General features: G+C 68.4%; 17 protein-coding genes. 14 read left to right on the top strand and 3 right to left on the bottom strand.

Annotated elements, in window-relative coordinates:
• The first annotated feature begins 130 nt into the window (after positions 1–130).
• The gene (locus AC3IRM_RS13900; RefSeq protein ID WP_489203668.1) at positions 131–1,975 is read left to right on the top strand and encodes a S8 family peptidase; all 1,845 of its coding nucleotides are present in this window, start codon (positions 131–133) and stop codon (positions 1,973–1,975) included.
• A 187-nt stretch (positions 1,976–2,162) separates the two neighbouring features.
• Here the strand turns inward: AC3IRM_RS13900 and AC3IRM_RS13895 are convergent, their stop codons facing one another.
• The 3 genes from AC3IRM_RS13895 to AC3IRM_RS13885 are packed head-to-tail and all read right to left on the bottom strand — an operon-like array spanning position 2,163 to position 5,654.
• The gene (locus tag AC3IRM_RS13895; RefSeq protein ID WP_489203667.1) at positions 2,163–3,299 is read right to left on the bottom strand and encodes a serine hydrolase; all 1,137 of its coding nucleotides are present in this window, start codon (positions 3,297–3,299) and stop codon (positions 2,163–2,165) included.
• Positions 3,296–4,462: a serine hydrolase gene (locus AC3IRM_RS13890; RefSeq protein ID WP_489203666.1), complete on the bottom strand. Its 1,167-nt coding sequence runs from the start codon at positions 4,460–4,462 to the stop codon at positions 3,296–3,298. The genes AC3IRM_RS13895 and AC3IRM_RS13890 overlap by 4 nt, the downstream gene beginning before the upstream one ends.
• Positions 4,463–4,490: 28 nt before the next feature.
• Positions 4,491–5,654, bottom strand: a complete 1,164-nt coding sequence (locus tag AC3IRM_RS13885) for an acyltransferase family protein (protein ID WP_489203665.1) — start codon at positions 5,652–5,654, stop codon at positions 4,491–4,493.
• Positions 5,655–5,935: 281 nt separating this feature from the next.
• Here AC3IRM_RS13885 and AC3IRM_RS13880 point away from each other — a divergent pair, with 281 nt between their 5' ends.
• The 13 genes from AC3IRM_RS13880 to AC3IRM_RS13820 all read left to right on the top strand — a co-directional run bounded on the left by AC3IRM_RS13880 (position 5,936) and on the right by AC3IRM_RS13820 (position 16,249).
• On the top strand, positions 5,936–6,343 hold the full coding sequence (locus AC3IRM_RS13880) for a hypothetical protein (protein WP_489203664.1): 408 nt from the start codon (positions 5,936–5,938) through the stop codon (positions 6,341–6,343).
• 109 nt (positions 6,344–6,452) lie between these two features.
• Positions 6,453–7,088 carry a DUF2242 domain-containing protein gene (locus tag AC3IRM_RS13875; protein WP_489203663.1) on the top strand — a complete coding sequence of 212 codons (636 nt, stop codon included), beginning with the start codon at positions 6,453–6,455 and terminating at the stop codon, positions 7,086–7,088.
• Between the two features lie 70 nt (positions 7,089–7,158).
• Positions 7,159–8,892: a type II secretion system ATPase GspE gene (gene gspE / locus AC3IRM_RS13870; RefSeq protein WP_489203662.1), complete on the top strand. Its 1,734-nt coding sequence runs from the start codon at positions 7,159–7,161 to the stop codon at positions 8,890–8,892.
• 84 nt (positions 8,893–8,976) lie between these two features.
• The gene (locus AC3IRM_RS13865) at positions 8,977–9,240 is read left to right on the top strand and encodes a GIY-YIG nuclease family protein (RefSeq protein ID WP_489203661.1); all 264 of its coding nucleotides are present in this window, start codon (positions 8,977–8,979) and stop codon (positions 9,238–9,240) included.
• Between the two features lie 155 nt (positions 9,241–9,395).
• Positions 9,396–10,613: a type II secretion system protein XpsF gene (gene xpsF, locus AC3IRM_RS13860; protein ID WP_489203660.1), complete on the top strand. Its 1,218-nt coding sequence runs from the start codon at positions 9,396–9,398 to the stop codon at positions 10,611–10,613.
• Between the two features lie 23 nt (positions 10,614–10,636).
• On the top strand, positions 10,637–11,107 hold the full coding sequence (gene gspG, locus AC3IRM_RS13855) for a type II secretion system major pseudopilin GspG (RefSeq protein ID WP_489203659.1): 471 nt from the start codon (positions 10,637–10,639) through the stop codon (positions 11,105–11,107).
• 80 nt (positions 11,108–11,187) lie between these two features.
• On the top strand, positions 11,188–11,652 hold the full coding sequence (gene xpsH / locus AC3IRM_RS13850; RefSeq protein ID WP_489203658.1) for a type II secretion system protein XpsH: 465 nt from the start codon (positions 11,188–11,190) through the stop codon (positions 11,650–11,652).
• The gene (gene xpsI / locus AC3IRM_RS13845) at positions 11,649–12,074 is read left to right on the top strand and encodes a type II secretion system protein XpsI (protein WP_489203657.1); all 426 of its coding nucleotides are present in this window, start codon (positions 11,649–11,651) and stop codon (positions 12,072–12,074) included. The genes xpsH and xpsI overlap by 4 nt, the downstream gene beginning before the upstream one ends.
• Positions 12,071–12,706 (top strand): type II secretion system protein GspJ, encoded by a 636-nt coding sequence (locus AC3IRM_RS13840; RefSeq protein WP_489203656.1) that lies wholly within the window; start codon positions 12,071–12,073, stop codon positions 12,704–12,706. Before xpsI ends, AC3IRM_RS13840 begins: the two co-directional genes overlap by 4 nt.
• Positions 12,703–13,560: a type II secretion system minor pseudopilin gene (locus AC3IRM_RS13835; RefSeq protein ID WP_489203655.1), complete on the top strand. Its 858-nt coding sequence runs from the start codon at positions 12,703–12,705 to the stop codon at positions 13,558–13,560. The genes AC3IRM_RS13840 and AC3IRM_RS13835 overlap by 4 nt, the downstream gene beginning before the upstream one ends.
• Positions 13,560–14,747 carry a PilN domain-containing protein gene (locus tag AC3IRM_RS13830; RefSeq protein WP_489203654.1) on the top strand — a complete coding sequence of 396 codons (1,188 nt, stop codon included), beginning with the start codon at positions 13,560–13,562 and terminating at the stop codon, positions 14,745–14,747. The genes AC3IRM_RS13835 and AC3IRM_RS13830 overlap by 1 nt, the downstream gene beginning before the upstream one ends.
• Positions 14,737–15,399: a type II secretion system protein GspM gene (gspM, locus tag AC3IRM_RS13825; RefSeq protein ID WP_489203653.1), complete on the top strand. Its 663-nt coding sequence runs from the start codon at positions 14,737–14,739 to the stop codon at positions 15,397–15,399. Before AC3IRM_RS13830 ends, gspM begins: the two co-directional genes overlap by 11 nt.
• Complete coding sequence (locus AC3IRM_RS13820; protein ID WP_489203652.1) at positions 15,389–16,249, top strand: type II secretion system protein XpsN; 861 nt, start codon at positions 15,389–15,391, stop codon at positions 16,247–16,249. Before gspM ends, AC3IRM_RS13820 begins: the two co-directional genes overlap by 11 nt.

The following is a 16,249-nucleotide window of genomic DNA, read 5'->3' as shown; positions in this document are numbered from 1 at the left end:
TCTGCAGCCTGCCGCCAGGATTGGCGGCAGGCTGCGGCGATACGACATCGGTCCCGGCTTCGAGGCTGTGGGACCGGCAATTCCAAGTGTCACGAGCAGCACCGCTCATCATCGAATCGAGGAGAGTTCCATGCGTTTGATCAAGCATCCCATCACCCTTGCCATTGCCAGCGCGATTGCGCTCGCGACAGGCGCCGCGGCGGCGTCCGGTCCTGCGACCCAGGCCCCTGTACTGCACGCGCCTGCCGATATCGACGGCGGTGCTCGGGTGATCGTGAAGTATCGCGCCGGCACAGCGGAGGAGCGTGATCTGCAGCGTCGCGTCTCGGCCATGGGCTCGGCCGTGAGCCGCGCCGGCGTGGTCCGTTCGGCTGCAGCGCGTGGCAGCGTGCAGACCAGTGCCAAGCATCTGCGTCGATCCGCTTTGGGCGCCGACGTCTTCACGCTGTCCCGCCGGCTCGACAAGACTGAAATGTCCAGGCTGCTCGACGAAATCGCGGCCGATCCTTCGGTCGAGTTCGCCGAGCTCGATCGCCGCGTGTATCCGCTGCTGACGCCCAACGATCCGCTCTACTCGGTCTACCAGTGGAATTTCTTCAATCCGGCCGGTGGCGTGCGCGCGCCCGCGGCATGGGACATCAATCGCGGCGCCGGTGTCGTGGTGGCGGTGATCGACACCGGCATCCTGCCCGAGCATCCCGACATGATCGGCAGCACGCTGGAAGGTTATGACTTCATCACCGATGCATTCTTGTCCCGTCGTCCGACCGACGAACGCGTCCCCGGCGCGTTCGACTACGGTGACTGGAATGACGATGCGGCCGAATGCCGTGTGAGCAACAGCTCCTGGCACGGCACCCACGTCGCCGGCACGGTCGCGCAGGTCACCAACAACGCGCTCGGCGCTGCCGGCCTGGCGTATGAATCGAAGGTGCTGCCGATCCGCGCCCTCGGTCGCTGCGGCGGCTACACCTCGGACGTCGCGGATGCCATCGTCTGGGCATCGGGTGGCAGCGTGCCGGGTGTGCCGGACAACACCAATCCCGCCGAGGTCATCAATCTCAGCCTGGGCAGCGGGCAGGCCTGTCCCTCGATCACCCAGCAGGCCGTCAACACCGCGACTGCGAACGGCAGTGTGGTGGTGGCCGCGGCTGGCAACAGCAATGCGAACGTCGCCAGCTTCAGCCCAGCGAGCTGCACCAACGTGGTGGCGGTAGGCGCGACGCGGATCACGGGTGGTCGCGCCTCGTACTCGAACTTCGGTCCCCGGATCGACCTGTCCGCGCCGGGCGGCGGTGGCAACGAGGACACCGGCAACGACGGCTGGGACGGCTTCATCCTGCAGGCCGTGTCCGCCAGCACGACGGCGCACGCCGGCACCTACAGCTACGGCGGCAAGGCCGGCACGTCGATGGCGTCGCCGCATGTCGCCGCAGTGGCGGCGATGGTGCAGAGCGCGCTGGTCGATGCCGGACGTGACACGCTGACGCCGACCGAGATGCGGAACCTGCTGGTGGAGACCGCGCGTCCGTTCCCGGTCACCATCCCGACGGCGACCCCGATGGGCAGCGGCATCCTCGATGCCAAGGCGGCACTGGACAAGGCCTTGGAAGAGCCTTGCGATCCGACCGTCGAAGAGTGCGCACCGCCGGCCACGCCGCTCGCCAATGCCACGCCGGTGCGCGCACTGTCGGGCCCGGCGGGTGGCGAGACGCTGTACAGCATCGAGGTGCCGGCGGGTGTCAGCGGTCCGCTGAGCATCACCACCAGCGGCGGCAGCGGCGATGTCTCGCTGCATGTCAGCCTCGACGAGGCGCCGGCTGCCACCGGTACCTGGAACTCGACGCGTCCGGGTAACTCGGAAACGATCCGCATCAATGCTCCGACCGCGGGTACGTACTACATCAAGCTGGTCGGCGTTCGCGCGTACTCGAACGTCACGCTGCAGGCGCGTTTCACCCTGCCGCCGGTCTGATTCAAGACCCGTCCCGCGTTCGCGCGGGGCGGGTGCGGACCGAGTTGTCTGGCCGGCGGATGCATGCATCCGCCGGTTTTTTTATTGGCGATTCGCCGCGTTTTCGTCGCACATGGCGTTCGATAGAAATGTTTGATGGGGTGCTATCGCACTTGGGCCACATCTGCGTGCGCTGCACGACGACCACCTATCCGCCCTCTGCATCCAGCACCGTTTCGCCCAGCGCACGGCCCAGGCCCTGGAATGCGGTTTCGGCCTGCGCGATGTCCTCGAAATCCTCCGCGCATGCGAGCACCAGCGTTGCGCCATCGCGGGCGCGTCCGGGATCGATCACGCCGACATTGCAGGCGCGCCGCAGCTGGGTGCCGGTCTTCTGCGCGAAATCGGTACCCGGTGGCAGGCCGGCGCTGATGCGGCGGTCGCCGGTGCTGATGGCGCGCATGTGCTCGAGCATGCGGCGGGTGCTGTCGGCGGACAGCAGTTCACCGGCAGCCAGGCGGTCGAGCAGGGTGGCGAAGGCGGGCAGGGTCGCGGTGTTGCGATCGCCGCGGTAATAGGTGTCGAACACGGATTCGAGCGAATCGGCATCGAGATCCGCGCGCGGCACACCGAGTTCTTGCGCCAATGCCTGCAGACGCGGCTCGCCGGCCTCGGCATTGCGCAGGCGCACGATCGCCATGTTGTCAAGCTGTGCCACGCCCGGATGCACCGGATCGTAGGCGTCGTAGCGCACCTGCAGGATCGTCGTGACCGGGCCGAAGCCGCCACCGGTCCACTCGCGGATGCGCGCATTGAGGGGGTCTTCGCCGACTTTGCGGATCAACATGTCGGTCGCGGTGCTGTCGCTGTCGCGCAGCGACTTCTCCAGCAGTGTGGCGATGCTGAACGTCTCGCCTGCCTTGTGGTCGAGCATGTCGCCGGAGCCGTCGACGAAATCGGTCTGCGCGAGCGTCAGCGTGTCGTCGAGTGACAGCGTTCCGGCGTCGACCTGCTCGAGCACCGCGATCGCGACCGGGATCTTGATCGTGGACGACAGATACCACGCGCGATTGTCGCCGCGGTCCAGCGTGCCGGGCTCTGCGCCGTAATGCCGCACATAGACGCCGAAGCGGCCCGGCATTGCGTCGTCGAGCGCTGCGACGCGTGTATTCAGGGCCGCGACCCAGGCGGCATCGGTATCGAGCGCGGCATCGACAGCGGTCTGCGCGGCAGGATCCGCGGTCGGTGGCGGCGTGTCGCCACTGCGGCAGGCCGCCAGCAAGGCGGCAGCCAACAGGACGGGAACGAATCGTTGCAGGCGGCGGGCGTGCAGTCGTGGGGTCATCGGGCAGGTGGGTGCGAAGGAATGGATTCCAATACGCCGGATGCGGTGATCGCGGCGCCAAGCTCGCGCAGTGCGCGCTCGCTCGCGGCGGTGCTGCTGCCGCGGGTGCAGGTGGCGATCACCACATGGATCGGCGCGTTGCCTTCGCGCGTCGGCAGACTGGCGATGCCGGAATCGCAGGTACGCCGGTACTGGGTACCGGTTTTGTGTGCGAAGCGCGCATCCGGCGGCAGACCCGCGCGGAGACGCTGCTTGCCGGTCTGCACGCGCGCCATCACGTCGAGCAGATACCGCGTGCCGTCCGGTTCCAACACGCGACCCGCCTGCAACGCCGCCAGCATGCGGCCGTAGTCGCGCAGCGTCGCGCTGTTGATATGGGTGGCGTAGTAGGACTCGAAGGCGCTGTCGAGATCAGGCAGCAGAAAGTCAGCGGTCGTTACGCCGAGCCGCTGCGCGAGTGCGCGCACGCGTGCCTGGCCGCTTCCCGAGCGCTGCAGGGCCAGCATGTCCTCTGACGTCAGGCGCGCGGCGCCGGGGTGGAACATGCCGTAGGCGAGACGTCGCACATCGGCCAGCGTGGTGATGCGCACGTCGCGTGCGATCAGTTCAGAGGCGACCGCGTTGACCTGGCCCAGGCCGACGGTGCGGATCAGCACATCGCTCGCGGTGTTGTCGCTGTGGATGATCATCTGCCCGATGAGCCAGTCAATGGTCAGCCGATCGCCCGCGCGGTATGCGTTGGTGCGTCCGGCGCCGTCGACGAAGTCGCTGTCCAGCAGCGTGATCTGCGTGTCGAGCGTCAGCCAGCCCTGCTCGATCTCGCGCAGCACCGCAATCGCGATCGGCACCTTGACGCCGGATGCGAGGTACCAGATCTCGTCACCGCGGAAATCGTATGTGCCGTCGTCACCGAGTCGTTGCACGTGCATGCCCAGTTCACCGGCGAAACGCGCGTCCACCGCGCGCACGCGCCGGTCCAGTTCCATCGCCCACGGGGGCGTGGCCCCAGGCGGCGGCATTGCGGTCCCCGTCTTTCCGCTGACGGGTTCGACCGGCATCGGCGCGGTTGCAATCGCCGTGATCGGTTGCGCAAGCGCCGCGCCGCCCGTCCAGAAGAGCGCGAGCGAGGCGGCAACGAGCACGTGGCGCGGATGTCTCAGCATGGATACGGAAGCCTGGTGACGCGCCGCTTCACTTGCGCTGAACTTCCGGGTCGGGCGCGCGCTTCAATGCGCGCTTCATCGTGCCCCACAGCCAGATCCAGGTCGCAGTCGCAACCAGCAGCAAGACGGTCAGCAACAGCGCGCGTTCGTAGGTCACCGACTGGTAGAGCCCCATCGCTTCGCGCAGCAGCAGGAAGATCACGCTGATGTGCACGATGAAGGCAATCAGCGCATCGCTGCCGATGACCGCGATCGGGCGCAGCCACTTCGCGAGCCATTCGCCGCCTGCGACCGTGAGCGCGAGCAGCGCGAACGCGCCGGCCGTACTGAAGAGCATGAACATCAACTGCGGCGGATGCTTGCCTGTATTGCGGGCGATCTCGACCAGCAGCGGACGCAGGTCGCCGGCGCGGATCACGAACCAGGCGAACAGCGCCGCCGACACCAGCGCCAGCACGCCTGCCAGTGCCCAGCGCGTCCTCGGCTGACGGTAGGCCTGCAGCAGCACGCCGCCGATCAACAGGCCGACGAGGATCAGAGGACCCCGGGCGAGCTGGCCCCAGGTGTAGTAGTCGGGATGCTCGACGATCAGCGCCTGCAACTGCGGCACGCCCCAGAAATCGAAGTGGTGCAGCAGCCACCACGATGCGAACGCGACCGGAACCGGACTGATCCAGCGCAGCCAGGCCGGCGTCCTCGCCCACAGCGGCAACAGCCACGGGATCCACAGCAGGGCGATCGCATAGAAGCCGAGGATTTCGACGAACGACGGGAAATCCCGGTACAGCAGCGTGTCGACGATCGCGGCGGTGTCGTGGCGGCCGTACATCTCCACGACGGTCAGAGCCTTGTACCAGAACAGCACCACGAGGCCGCGCCACAGCAGACGGTTGCGCCGCTGCGGCCAGTCGGGCGCGCTGGTCTTGGGCACGAAGGCGACGGCGAGCGCGATGCCGAACACGATCACGAACAGTGACGAGGAAAACTTGGTGATCGCGTGGACCGGCACCTGGCCCCACGCGGGAAAATCGTCGAACGGCATCAGGCCATTGGTGCCGTGACTGAGGATCATCAGGCAGACCGCAAATCCGCGTGCGAGATCGATGGCGCCGATGCGTGCGGTATAGGCCGTGGAGACCTCCGGGCCTGGTGGCCGCGGGGATTCCTGCGCCGATTCGGTCGTCCTGGTCATGCCGTGCCCTCGTCACCGGCAGGTCGGGTGCGGCGGTGTGTCCGCGGGAACCGCATCACGGTGGTCCCACCATCACCTGCGTCGCAGCGCAAACAGACCCTGTCAGCCGGTTCGCGACGGCGCAGCGCGGGCAGCACGCGGGTGGAGCGCGGCACCTGGACCATGCGGATCCTTCGAGGTCTCGGCCTTGCATTCCAGCAGTGCGCACGTGACGGAGCGGTCAGCGGGTCCGCGACGATCTGGGATACTGTCGCGCCAGGCTCACGTACGATCGCAGTCCGATGTCCATCTCATCCAAGTCCCGCCGCGACGCAAAACGTCGCAACGCGCCGCGTCGCAGTGACGGCGTCGCCGGTGCCCCGCAGGTACACGCGCAGCTCAAGGGGCCTGATGAGCGCGTGCTCGCAGGCGCGACCTATCACGAGGGCGAGTGGACATTGCTGCTCAGGGGCGAGCCTGTCGCCACCACGCCGAGCGCGGCGATGGTGCTGGCGATGCTGCGGCACACCGCAGCGTCCCGCCATGCGCATGGCATCGCCACGAAGCTGTCGGTGTCGAAGGCGCTCGATGCCGCTGCGAGCGCCGAGGCCCAGTCCGAGGGCCGCACGCTGGTCGAACACCTCGACTGGCTCGAGGCCGAGCGGCGCACACGCAACGCGCCGCCCGAGCCGCCGGCGGCGACGCACTGACTGCCCATTCCGTCCGTCTGCACGATGAACGCGCAGGACGCAACGGGATGTGCGTGTCGCCGCGCCGGTATCATGCCGCGGTCCCGTCTTCCGACCTGTTCCGATGCGATTGCTCCGATCCCTGCCGCGTGTGTCCGCTATAGCCGTCGCTATTCTGGTATTGGCCGCGTGCGGGCGCAACGCGCGCGAGGACGTGCCGTTCATGGGGGAATCCTTCGATTCCGACGAGACCTATTCGCGCACCTATGAGCTGCCGCCGGCGCAGATCTGCAGCGCCGCGCGTCTCGCGCTGCTGGGCCAGGGCTATGCGGTAGGCAAGTCCAGCGACGACGCGGTGGAGGCCACCAAGAACTTCCAGCCGGAGGACGACGTGCATACGCAGCTGTCGGTGCGCGTCTCCTGCGTGTCGCGTGGCAACGAGCGCTCGCTGCTGTTCGTCAGCGCACTGCTCGATCGCTACGTGATGCGCAAGAGTTCCAATTCGGCCAGCGTCGGTGTCGGCGGGATCGGCTCGCTGTCGCTGCCGGTCGGCAGCCGCGAGGATTCGCTGGTCCGCACCGCCAGCAGCACCGTGCAGGACGCTGGCTTCTACCGGCGCTTCTTCGAACGCGTCGGCTTCTACGTGCCGGCGCCCAGCACGCGCGACCGCAGACCCAGCGCAGACGAGATGCGCCGCGAGGACCCGCCACCGACCGACCTTGAGCAGCGCGCGGCGCCGGCGACGGAAGAGCTGCCGCAGGGCTGATCTGTCGCGGCGCCCGGCGCCGTCGAACTGCTAAAGTCGGCCGATCCGAAATCGATGGGATGGCCGTGCAGTGAATGCGGTGCTCGAGGATTCCACAGCGACCCCCGACGCGCCCGAGGCGCGCATCGTCGCGCGCCTGCGCGCCAGTGGCCGGCTCAAGGATGTGGATCTGGCGCGCGCGCAGCGCCTGCACGCCGAGGCGGGCGGCAGCCTGCTTACGTTGCTGGGGCGTCTGGGCTTGGTGTCGGAGCGCGACCACGCCGAAGCCTGCGCCGCAGAACTGGGCCTGCAATTGCTGCCTGCCAAGTCGGTGCCTGAAGAGCCGCCGGAACTCGTTGATGGCGCCCAGCCGCTCTCGGTGCGTTTCCTGCGCCAGTTCCATGTGCTGCCGATCGGCGAAAGTCGCGGTCGCCTGCACGTGTGGATGTCCGATCCGTTTGATGCTTACGCGCTCGATGCTGTGCGGCTGGCGACAGGCTGCGACATCGCGCCTGCCGTCGGTCTGCGCTCGGAGATCGATGATCTGATTGAACGCTGGTACGGCCAGGGCCGCAGCGCGATGGGGACGATCATCGAATCGGCCGACGGCGAGGGCGGCGGTGATGTGGACGACGTCGAGCATCTGCGCGATCTCGCGTCCGAGGCGCCGGTGATCCGGCTGGTGAATCTGGTGATCCAGCGTGCGGTCGAACTGCGCGCGTCCGACATCCACATCGAACCGTTCGAAAGCCGGTTGAAAGTGCGCTATCGCGTCGACGGCGTGCTGATCGATGGCGAGAGCCCACCGGTGAACCTGACCGCCGCGGTGATCAGCCGCATCAAGATCATGGCGCGGCTCAACATCGCCGAACGCCGCCTTCCGCAGGACGGCCGCATCATGCTGCGCGTGCAGGGCAAGGAGCTCGACCTGCGCGTGTCGACGATGCCGACCGCGCACGGCGAGAGTGTGGTGATGCGTCTGCTCGACCGCGAGACGGTGGTGTTCGATTTCTACCGGCTCGGCTTCACCGACGAATTCCTGCCGCAGTTCAACAAGGTGCTCGACCAGCCGCACGGCATCCTGCTGGTGACGGGGCCGACCGGTTCGGGCAAGACGACCACGCTCTACACCGCGCTGTCGCAGCTCAATACGCCGGACGTCAAGATCATCACCGTCGAGGATCCGGTCGAGTACCAGATCGAAGGCATCAACCAGATCCAGGCCAAGCCGCAGATCGGCCTCGATTTCGCGCATGCGCTGCGCTCGATCGTCCGCCAGGATCCGGACATCATCATGATCGGCGAAATGCGCGACCTGGAAACCGCGCGCATCGCGATCCAGTCCGCGCTGACCGGCCATCTCGTGCTCAGCACGCTGCACACCAACAACGCAGCCGGCGGCATCACCCGCATGCTCGACATGGGTGTCGAAGATTATCTGCTCACCTCGACCGTCAACGGCATCCTCGCCCAGCGCCTGGTGCGCAAGCTCGAACCGATGCATCGGGTGCGCTATGCCGCATCGCCGGAGGAGATCGAACGCTTCGAACTGCGCCGCTTCCAGCCCGAAGGCGAGATCGTCCTGTATCGCCCGGGCCCATCGGGCAGTGCGCCCACGGGGTATCTGGGCCGCACCACGATCGTCGAGTTCCTCGTCATGAACGACACGCTGCGCCGCGCGGTGATGCGTCACGCGGGCATGGGTGAACTCGAACAGCTCGCTCGCGAATCCGGCATGCGCACGATGTACGAGGACGGCATCCTCAAGGCGCTGGCCGGCGAGACGACGATCGAGGAAGTGCTGCGGGTGACGGAGGACGCGTGATGGCCAATGCGCCGACACGGAAGTTGCGTCCCGGACATGTCGCGCCGGCCGCTCTTCCCCACCTCAAGGAAGAGGCCGACAGATATGGACAGGCAGCCCTGCGTCTATCTGCTCGCAAACCATCGCAACGGCACCCTGTATCCCGGTGTCACATCGAACTTGGTGCAGCGGGTCTGGCAGCATCGGACGTCTGCAGTGGGAGGCTTCAGCGCGCGTTACACCATTCATCATCTGGTCTGGTTCGAGCAGCACGAGACGATGGAGTCGGCGATCTGTCGCGAGAAGCGGATCAAGAAGTGGAATCGAGCCTGGAAGATGCGATTGATCGACGAGGCGAACCCCTCATAGCGTGATCTCTGGCCTGACATCACGGAGCAGGTGCCAACCGCCAACGTCCTCGGATTCCCGCCTTCGCGGGAATGACGGCAGGAGCCGGCATCGTCATTCCCGCGTAGGCGGGAATCCATGGACGTAAAGTTCCACCTACGAAGAACGCGAATCCCATGACCCTCTACCGCTACAAGGCCCTCAACACCCGCGGCGAAACGCTCGACGGCACGATGGACGCCGGCAGCGAAGCCGAGGTCGCGCTGCGCCTGCAGGAGCAGGGTCATCTGCCGATCGAGGCGCGGCCGGCGAGCGAGGCACGGGCGGTCGAGGACTGGAAGGCGCTGTTCAAGCCCAAGCCGTTTTCCGGACAGCGGCTGGTGCAGTTCACCCAGCAGCTCGCGACGCTGCTCAATGCCGGCCAGCCGCTGGATCGCGCACTGACGATCCTGCTCGATCTTCCCGAGGAACCCGAAGCCAGGCGCACGATCACCGAACTGCGTGATGCGGTGCGAGGCGGCGTGTCGCTGTCGAGCGCGCTCGAGCGCCAGCACGGCACGTTCTCGCGGCTGTACGTGAACATGGTGCGCGCCGGCGAGGCCGGTGGCAGCCTCGAGGACACGTTGCAGCGGCTGGCCGATTACCTCGAAAGCGCGCGCCTGTTGCGCGGGCGCGTGGTCAACGCGCTGATCTATCCGGCGATCCTGATCGTCATGGTCGGCGCGTCGCTGATGTTCCTGCTCGGTTACGTCGTGCCGCAATTTGCGGCGATGTACGACAGCCTCGATGCCGAGCTGCCCGTGTTCACGAAAATCGTCCTCGGCCTGGGCGAGTTCGTGCGCGACTGGTGGATCCTGATGCTGGCGTTGCCGGTGATCGCGCTCTACGCGTTCGTGCTGAAGCTGCGCGATGCGCGGTTCCGGTTGCGGTTCGATGGATGGTTGCTGCAGCGGCGGATCTTCGGGCCGCTGGTGGCGCGCATCGAGACCGCGCGGGTCGCGCGCACGCTCGGGACCCTGCTGCGCAACGGCGTCCCGCTGATCGCGGCGCTGGGCATCGGCCGCAAGGTGCTGGGCAATCTGGCGCTGTCGGCGGACGTGGAAGCGGCCGAGTCCGAGGTCAAGAACGGTGTCGGCCTGTCGACCGCGCTGGGCCGCAGCAAGCGCTTTCCGCGGCTGGCGATCCAGATGATCCAGGTCGGCGAGGAGTCGGGCGCGCTCGACGCCATGCTGCTCAAGACCGCGGACACCTTCGACCAGCAGACCGGTACATCGCTCGACCGCATGCTCGCCGCACTGGTGCCTGCAATCACGATGCTGCTCGCGCTGGTGGTGATGGTGGTGATCCTCGCGGTGCTGGTGCCGATCTACGACCTGACCAGCGTCATCGGCTAGGTTCAGCTGCGCGGCGTCATACAATGCGGACCAGACTCTTGAGCGAGGCAGTGTCGATGCAGCACATCCGCAGATCGCGTCCCCTCGGCAGCCCGCGCAACGCGCAGGGTGGTTTCAGCCTGATCGAGATCATCCTCGTCGTCGTACTGATCGGCGGCATCGTCGCGTTCGCCGCGACCCGCATCCTCGGCGGCGGCGACCGCGCGCGCGTGAACCTCGCCAAGGCTCAGGTGCAGACGCTGGCCGAGAAGGTGCACCAGTACGAAATGGATACCGGCACGCTGCCGAATGCGCTGGGTGACCTGGTGACGCAGCCCGGCGGCGCCAGCGGCTGGCTCGGTCCGTACGCGAAGGATGCGGAATTGCGCGACCCGTGGAACACGCCTTACGAGTTCGCGACGCCGGGCAACAGCCAGCCGTTCGACATCGTCAGCTACGGCGCCGATCGCAAGCCGGGCGGCGACAGCGTCAACGCCGACATCCGCTACGAATAACGCATCCGCGCGCCGGGGAAACCGGCGCCGATGATGCTAGATTCCGGGGTTGCTCCCGCTCCGGAACGCCACCGCACCAGATGTCGCATCGCATCGCCAGGGTTCGCGGTTTCTCGCTGCTCGAAATGCTGCTGGTCGTCGGCCTGATCGCCGTGACCGGCGTGCTGGCGGCAGCCGCAATGAGCGGTGGTTTCGATCGCATCGCCCTGCAGTCCACGAGCAAGACCATCGCCGCGCAGTTGCGCTACACGCGGGCGCAGGCGATCTCGACCGGCGAGCCGCAGCGTTTCGTGATCGATCCACAGGCGCGCACCTGGCAGGCGCCGAATGGCCGCAACGGCACGATTCCCGAGCCGCTCGCGGTCGAGTTCACCGGCGCGCGTGAGTTGCAGTCGAGCGACAGCGAAGGCGCGATCCTGTTCTTCGCCGACGGTGCGGCCACCGGCGGGCGTGTGCGCGTTTTGCTGCGCGACGCGGCGTGGCAGGTCGATGTGGCCTGGCTGACCGGCGAAGTGCGTCTGTCCCGCGCGAACGCGACCGAATGAGGACGCGTAGCCAGCGCGGATACACCCTGATCGAGGTCATCGTGGCCTTCGCGGTGCTGGGCATCGCATTGATGCTGCTGCTCGGCACCCTGTCCAACGGGACGCGCCAGGTGCGCTGGGCCGCCGATTCAGGGCGCGCAGCGCTGCATGCGCAGTCGCTGCTGGACGGCATCGGGATCGACATCCCGGTGGCGCCGGGCAGCACCACCGGCGAGTTCGAGGACGGTCGTTATCGATGGACGCTGGAGATCGCGCCCTACATCGATCCGGAAATGCCGCCGACGCTGCTCGATGCTTCTGGGCAGCAGCTGTTCGAGATCGCGCTGGCCGTTGACTGGGGCGAGCGCGGTCCACGCGAGCGGCTGCAGGTGCACACGTTGCGGCTGCGCGAACCCGATGCGCCCGGGGTGCTGACGCCATGAAGCACGCACGCGGTTTCACGTTGATCGAAGTGCTGCTGGCGACGGTCTTGCTGGCCGCCGGACTCGCATTGGCGCTGACCACGTTGCGCGCCGCGACCGCGACCGTCGATCGCGGCGAAGCGCTGTCGCAGCGCAGCGAGCGCATGCGTGCGGTGGAAGGCTTCCTGCGTCGGCGCATCGCATCCGCGCAGCAGATCGCGTTCCAGACCGACGAGAACACCGGTGAGATCTCGCAGTTCGTCGGCGAGCCCCGGCGCCTGCGTTTCGTCGCCGATCTGCCGAACTATCTGGGGCAGGGCGGGCCCCATCTGCACGACATCGCGGTCGACGAGGTGCGCGGTGCGCAGCGGCTGACGGTTGCGTTCGGCATGGTGATGACCGGGCGCACGATCGAACCGCCCAGTCCGCGCCCGCCCGAGCCGCTGGTCGACGATCTGGTCGAACTGCGCCTGCGCTATCGCGGCTTCGACGAAACGGGTGCGCTCGGCGAATGGCAGGAGCGCTGGGGACCCGCTGCATTGCCCTTGCAGGTCGAAGTGCAGATCGAGACCGAGCGCGATGGCGCCTGGCCCGCGCTCGTGGTTACGCTGCCGCAGGGCACCGGGCAGGCCGCGCCGGTGGCGGTGCCATGAGCGCGCGCCTGCATCGCGGGGCCGCGTTGCTGCTGGTGCTGTGGCTGATCACGCTGCTGGCGGCGCTTGTGGGCGCTTTCGCGCTGACCGCACGCATCGAACAGCAGCAGGGTCGCGTGCTCAGCCGCGGCGTCGCCGGCGACCAGGCCGCGCGGGCGGGGCTCGAATATGCCCTGACCCGGCTGGCCATGGACGATCCCGCGCTGCAGTGGCAGCCCGACGGGCGTCCGTATGCCTGGCGCTTCCATGACATCGATGTGCAACTGAACATCGTCGACGAGACCGGCAAGGTCGATCTCAACGCCGCCGATGCGCTGCTGATCGCCGCGCTGCTGCAGACCACCGGCGCCGAGCAGGGCGTCGCCGTGCAGATCGCGGGCGCGATCGTCGACTGGCGCGACGGCGACGATTTCGTGCAGATCACCGGCGGCGCGGAAGCGGCGGATTACGCCAGCGCGGGGCGGCCCTACGGCGCCAAGAACGCGCCGTTCGAAAGCGTCGCAGAGGTCGAGCAGGTACTGGGCATGACGCCTGCGCTGTACGAGGCGGTCGCGCTGTATCTGACGATCCACAGCCGCCTGCCGACGCCCGACCCGCAGTTCGCCGCCGGTCCCGTCCTGCAGGCGATGGGCGTCGACGCCGACCCGATTCTCGCGGCCCGCCAGGCGACCATCGCGCAACTCGCCGGCGCCCTGCTGGGCGGCGGCAGCGGCACGTATAGTATCGAGAGCCAGGCGCGGCTTCCGGAGGGGCGCATCGCGCGGCTGCGGGCAGTCGTCAGAACCGGCGGTGGCGCCGTACCGGGCACGGCCTACACCGTGCTGCGTTGGGAGGAAGGAGCGTCACCACGATGATGTCCGCTACACCCGCTACTCCGGGCGAGCCCGTGCCCGGCCGCCGCGCCTGGCGTCTGGACGGCCGCACGTCTGCGCGCGTCCGCACGTTCCTGTCGTGGTGGGGCGCGGCACTGTCGGCCTGGTTGCCGCCGCGCGTGCGCGAACTGTTCGGACTCGCCAGCCGGCGTCTGCTGCTGGCGGGCAACGGTGCCGATATCGCCCTGCGGTTGCAGGGGGCCGATGGCGTACGTGATCTCGCCAGCGTGCCGCGCGCCGCGTTCGATGAAACCGTGGGCGATCCTCTCGCCGCACTGCTCGCGCCGCGCACGATCGACTTGCCGCGCTGGCTGCTGTTGCCCGCCCGCACGGGCCTGCGCCGTCAGTTGACCCTGCCCGAAGCCGCCGGCGATCGCCTGCACGATGTGCTCGGCTTCGAGATCGACCGGCAGACGCCGTTCGCTGCCGCCGATGTGCGCTATGACCATCGCGTCCTCGGCCGGCGTGGCGATGGGCAGATCGACGTGGAACTGGTGGTGGTGCCGCGCGCGGCGATCGATGCGCAACTCGGAGCACTCGGCCCGCTGGCGCCGATGCTGGCCGGCATCGATCTGGACGGTGAATCCGGTCCGCTCGGCGTCAACCTGATCGACGATGCACGTCGTCGCCGCCGCGAGGATCCGCAGCGGCGCGTGCAATTGCTGATCCTCGGCATCGCGGTGCTGCTGACCGCGTTCGGCCTGTGGCAGATGCGCGAGAACCGCAGCGCCGCCGCCGATGCACTGGAGGCACGCGTCGCCGCCGAAGCCACGCGTGCACGCGCGGCCTCGGCGCAGCGCCAGCAGCTGACCGATCTGCGCGAAGGCATGGCCTTCCTGCAGGCGCAGCGCGCCGCGCGGCCACTGACGGTCGCGGTGCTCGACGAACTGGCGCGCAGGCTGCCGGATTCCACGTCGCTGGAGAAGGCCGCGATCGAAGGCGACCGCGTGCTGCTGATCGGCCTGAGCACCGAAGCCTCGGCGCTGGTCGGGCAACTGTCGGGTTCCGCGCTGTGGCGCGCACCCGCGCTCGCCGGGGCGCTGCAGAACGATCCGCGCACGCGCTCGGACCGCTTCACCCTGACCGCCGAACTCGTGCCGCCTGCTGCTGCGCCGGCGTCCGCATCCCCCCCACCGCAGGAGCCCGTGCGTGCGGACGATGCCCGATAGGCCCGTGTCGGCCCGCGACCGCTGGCTGGCGCTCGCGCTGCTGCTGGGCGTGCTGCTGCTGGGTTACCTGCTGCTGATCCATCCGTGGTGGACGCAGCCGATGCGCGAGCTCGGCACACGCATCGACACGCTGCAGGAGCGCGAGTTGCGCATCCGCCGCGAACTCGAGCAGGCGCCACTGGTGCGCGCCGAGCTCGAGCGCGCCCGCGCGGCGATGGACGCGACCCCGGGCTTCATGCCGCAGTCCGGCGTGGAGCTCGCGACCGCGGCGCTCGTGCAGCGCTTGGAAAGCGCGGTGCTCGAGGCCAGCCCCGGCAACCGCAGTTGCGCGATCAGCAACCGCTCGCCGATCGCCGGCCCGCGCAGCGACAAGTACCCGCGCGCGACCGTGCAGGTGCGCCTGCGTTGTGGCAATGCCGAACTGGCGACGGTGCTGTATTCGCTGGAGACCGGCACGCCGCGGCTGTTCGTCGACAACCTCAACATCCTCAGCCAGCGGCATACACTCGCCGCCGGTGCGACCAGTGGCGGTGTCGACGTGAGTTTCGACCTGTCCGGCTACGTGTTGCCGGCGCCCGGCGCGGCGCCTGCGGCCAACGCCGCTGCGCGTGCGCGTCCGGCGGCGGCCAACGGAGGCGGCGATGCGGATTGATGCCACCAATGCGCGCACCTGGCTGGTCGCCGCGGTCGTCGGCTGGGCGCTGCTGTTCGCGCTGCTGTCGCTGGCCGGACTCGGCAGCCGCATCGGCACGCTGGAGGATGACGGCGTGGTCGCCGCGCCGATCGGCCCCGCGCCCGGCAACGCCGCGCCCGCGCCACCGCTGTCGAGCTTCAATGAGGTGGCCGCGCGTCCGTTGTTCTCCGGGGACCGCCGACCGCATCCCTTCTTCATCGATCCGCAGGACGAGGGCGATGGCGCCGGCACCGGATTCGACTACGTGCTGACCAGCGTGTTGCGCACGCCCGATTTCGCGATGGCGATCCTGCAGCCCAGTGGCGGCGGCGATTCGATCCGGCTCAAGGTCGGCGAAGGTCCGCCCGAGGCCTCGAACTGGCTGCTCGATTCGGTGGACGCGCGCAGCGTGGTGTTCACCACGCCCGAAGGCCCGCGGACGCTGGAGCTGCGCGTATTCGACGGCACTGGCGGACAGCCGCCGACGCCGATGACGCCGACACCGCCGCCGGATGGCCAATCGCCGGCGCAGGCGGCGCCGCGTCCGCCTGCGACGCCTGTGCAGGCTGCCCAGAATGCGGCACGCGCCGCAGGCAACGGCGCGCGCCAGCAGCCCGGTAGCGATGCACAGGCTGGCGACGGGCAACCACGTGGTGCCGCCGGCCAGCAGGCGACGGCAATCGCCGGCAGCGACGGCAATGCGACGCCCGAGGCCGCGCCAGCAGCCGGTCCGTCGGAAGCACAGGTCGAAGCGATCCGTCGCCGGATCGAAGAACGGCGCGCGCGTCTGCGCCAGCAGCAACAGCAACCCAATTCCGCCCAGGACTAG

This window comes from Luteimonas sp. KH_071 (genome assembly GCF_057838005.1).
The sequence above is the reverse complement of the archived record's forward strand: the minus strand, read 5'-3'. Positions and strand labels throughout refer to the sequence as shown.

Coding starts and splice junctions, on each gene's coding strand:
- AC3IRM_RS13900 (WP_489203668.1), top strand. CDS start 131: ATGCGTTTGATCAAGCATCCCATCACCCTTGCCATTGCCAGCGCGATT.
- AC3IRM_RS13895 (WP_489203667.1), bottom strand. CDS start 3,299: ATGACCCCACGACTGCACGCCCGCCGCCTGCAACGATTCGTTCCCGTC.
- AC3IRM_RS13890 (WP_489203666.1), bottom strand. CDS start 4,462: ATGCTGAGACATCCGCGCCACGTGCTCGTTGCCGCCTCGCTCGCGCTC.
- AC3IRM_RS13885 (WP_489203665.1), bottom strand. CDS start 5,654: ATGACCAGGACGACCGAATCGGCGCAGGAATCCCCGCGGCCACCAGGC.
- AC3IRM_RS13880 (WP_489203664.1), top strand. CDS start 5,936: ATGTCCATCTCATCCAAGTCCCGCCGCGACGCAAAACGTCGCAACGCG.
- AC3IRM_RS13865 (WP_489203661.1), top strand. CDS start 8,977: ATGGACAGGCAGCCCTGCGTCTATCTGCTCGCAAACCATCGCAACGGC.
- xpsF (WP_489203660.1), top strand. CDS start 9,396: ATGACCCTCTACCGCTACAAGGCCCTCAACACCCGCGGCGAAACGCTC.
- gspG (WP_489203659.1), top strand. CDS start 10,637: ATGCGGACCAGACTCTTGAGCGAGGCAGTGTCGATGCAGCACATCCGC.
- xpsH (WP_489203658.1), top strand. CDS start 11,188: ATGTCGCATCGCATCGCCAGGGTTCGCGGTTTCTCGCTGCTCGAAATG.
- xpsI (WP_489203657.1), top strand. CDS start 11,649: ATGAGGACGCGTAGCCAGCGCGGATACACCCTGATCGAGGTCATCGTG.
- AC3IRM_RS13840 (WP_489203656.1), top strand. CDS start 12,071: ATGAAGCACGCACGCGGTTTCACGTTGATCGAAGTGCTGCTGGCGACG.
- AC3IRM_RS13835 (WP_489203655.1), top strand. CDS start 12,703: ATGAGCGCGCGCCTGCATCGCGGGGCCGCGTTGCTGCTGGTGCTGTGG.
- AC3IRM_RS13830 (WP_489203654.1), top strand. CDS start 13,560: ATGTCCGCTACACCCGCTACTCCGGGCGAGCCCGTGCCCGGCCGCCGC.
- gspM (WP_489203653.1), top strand. CDS start 14,737: ATGCCCGATAGGCCCGTGTCGGCCCGCGACCGCTGGCTGGCGCTCGCG.
- AC3IRM_RS13820 (WP_489203652.1), top strand. CDS start 15,389: ATGCGGATTGATGCCACCAATGCGCGCACCTGGCTGGTCGCCGCGGTC.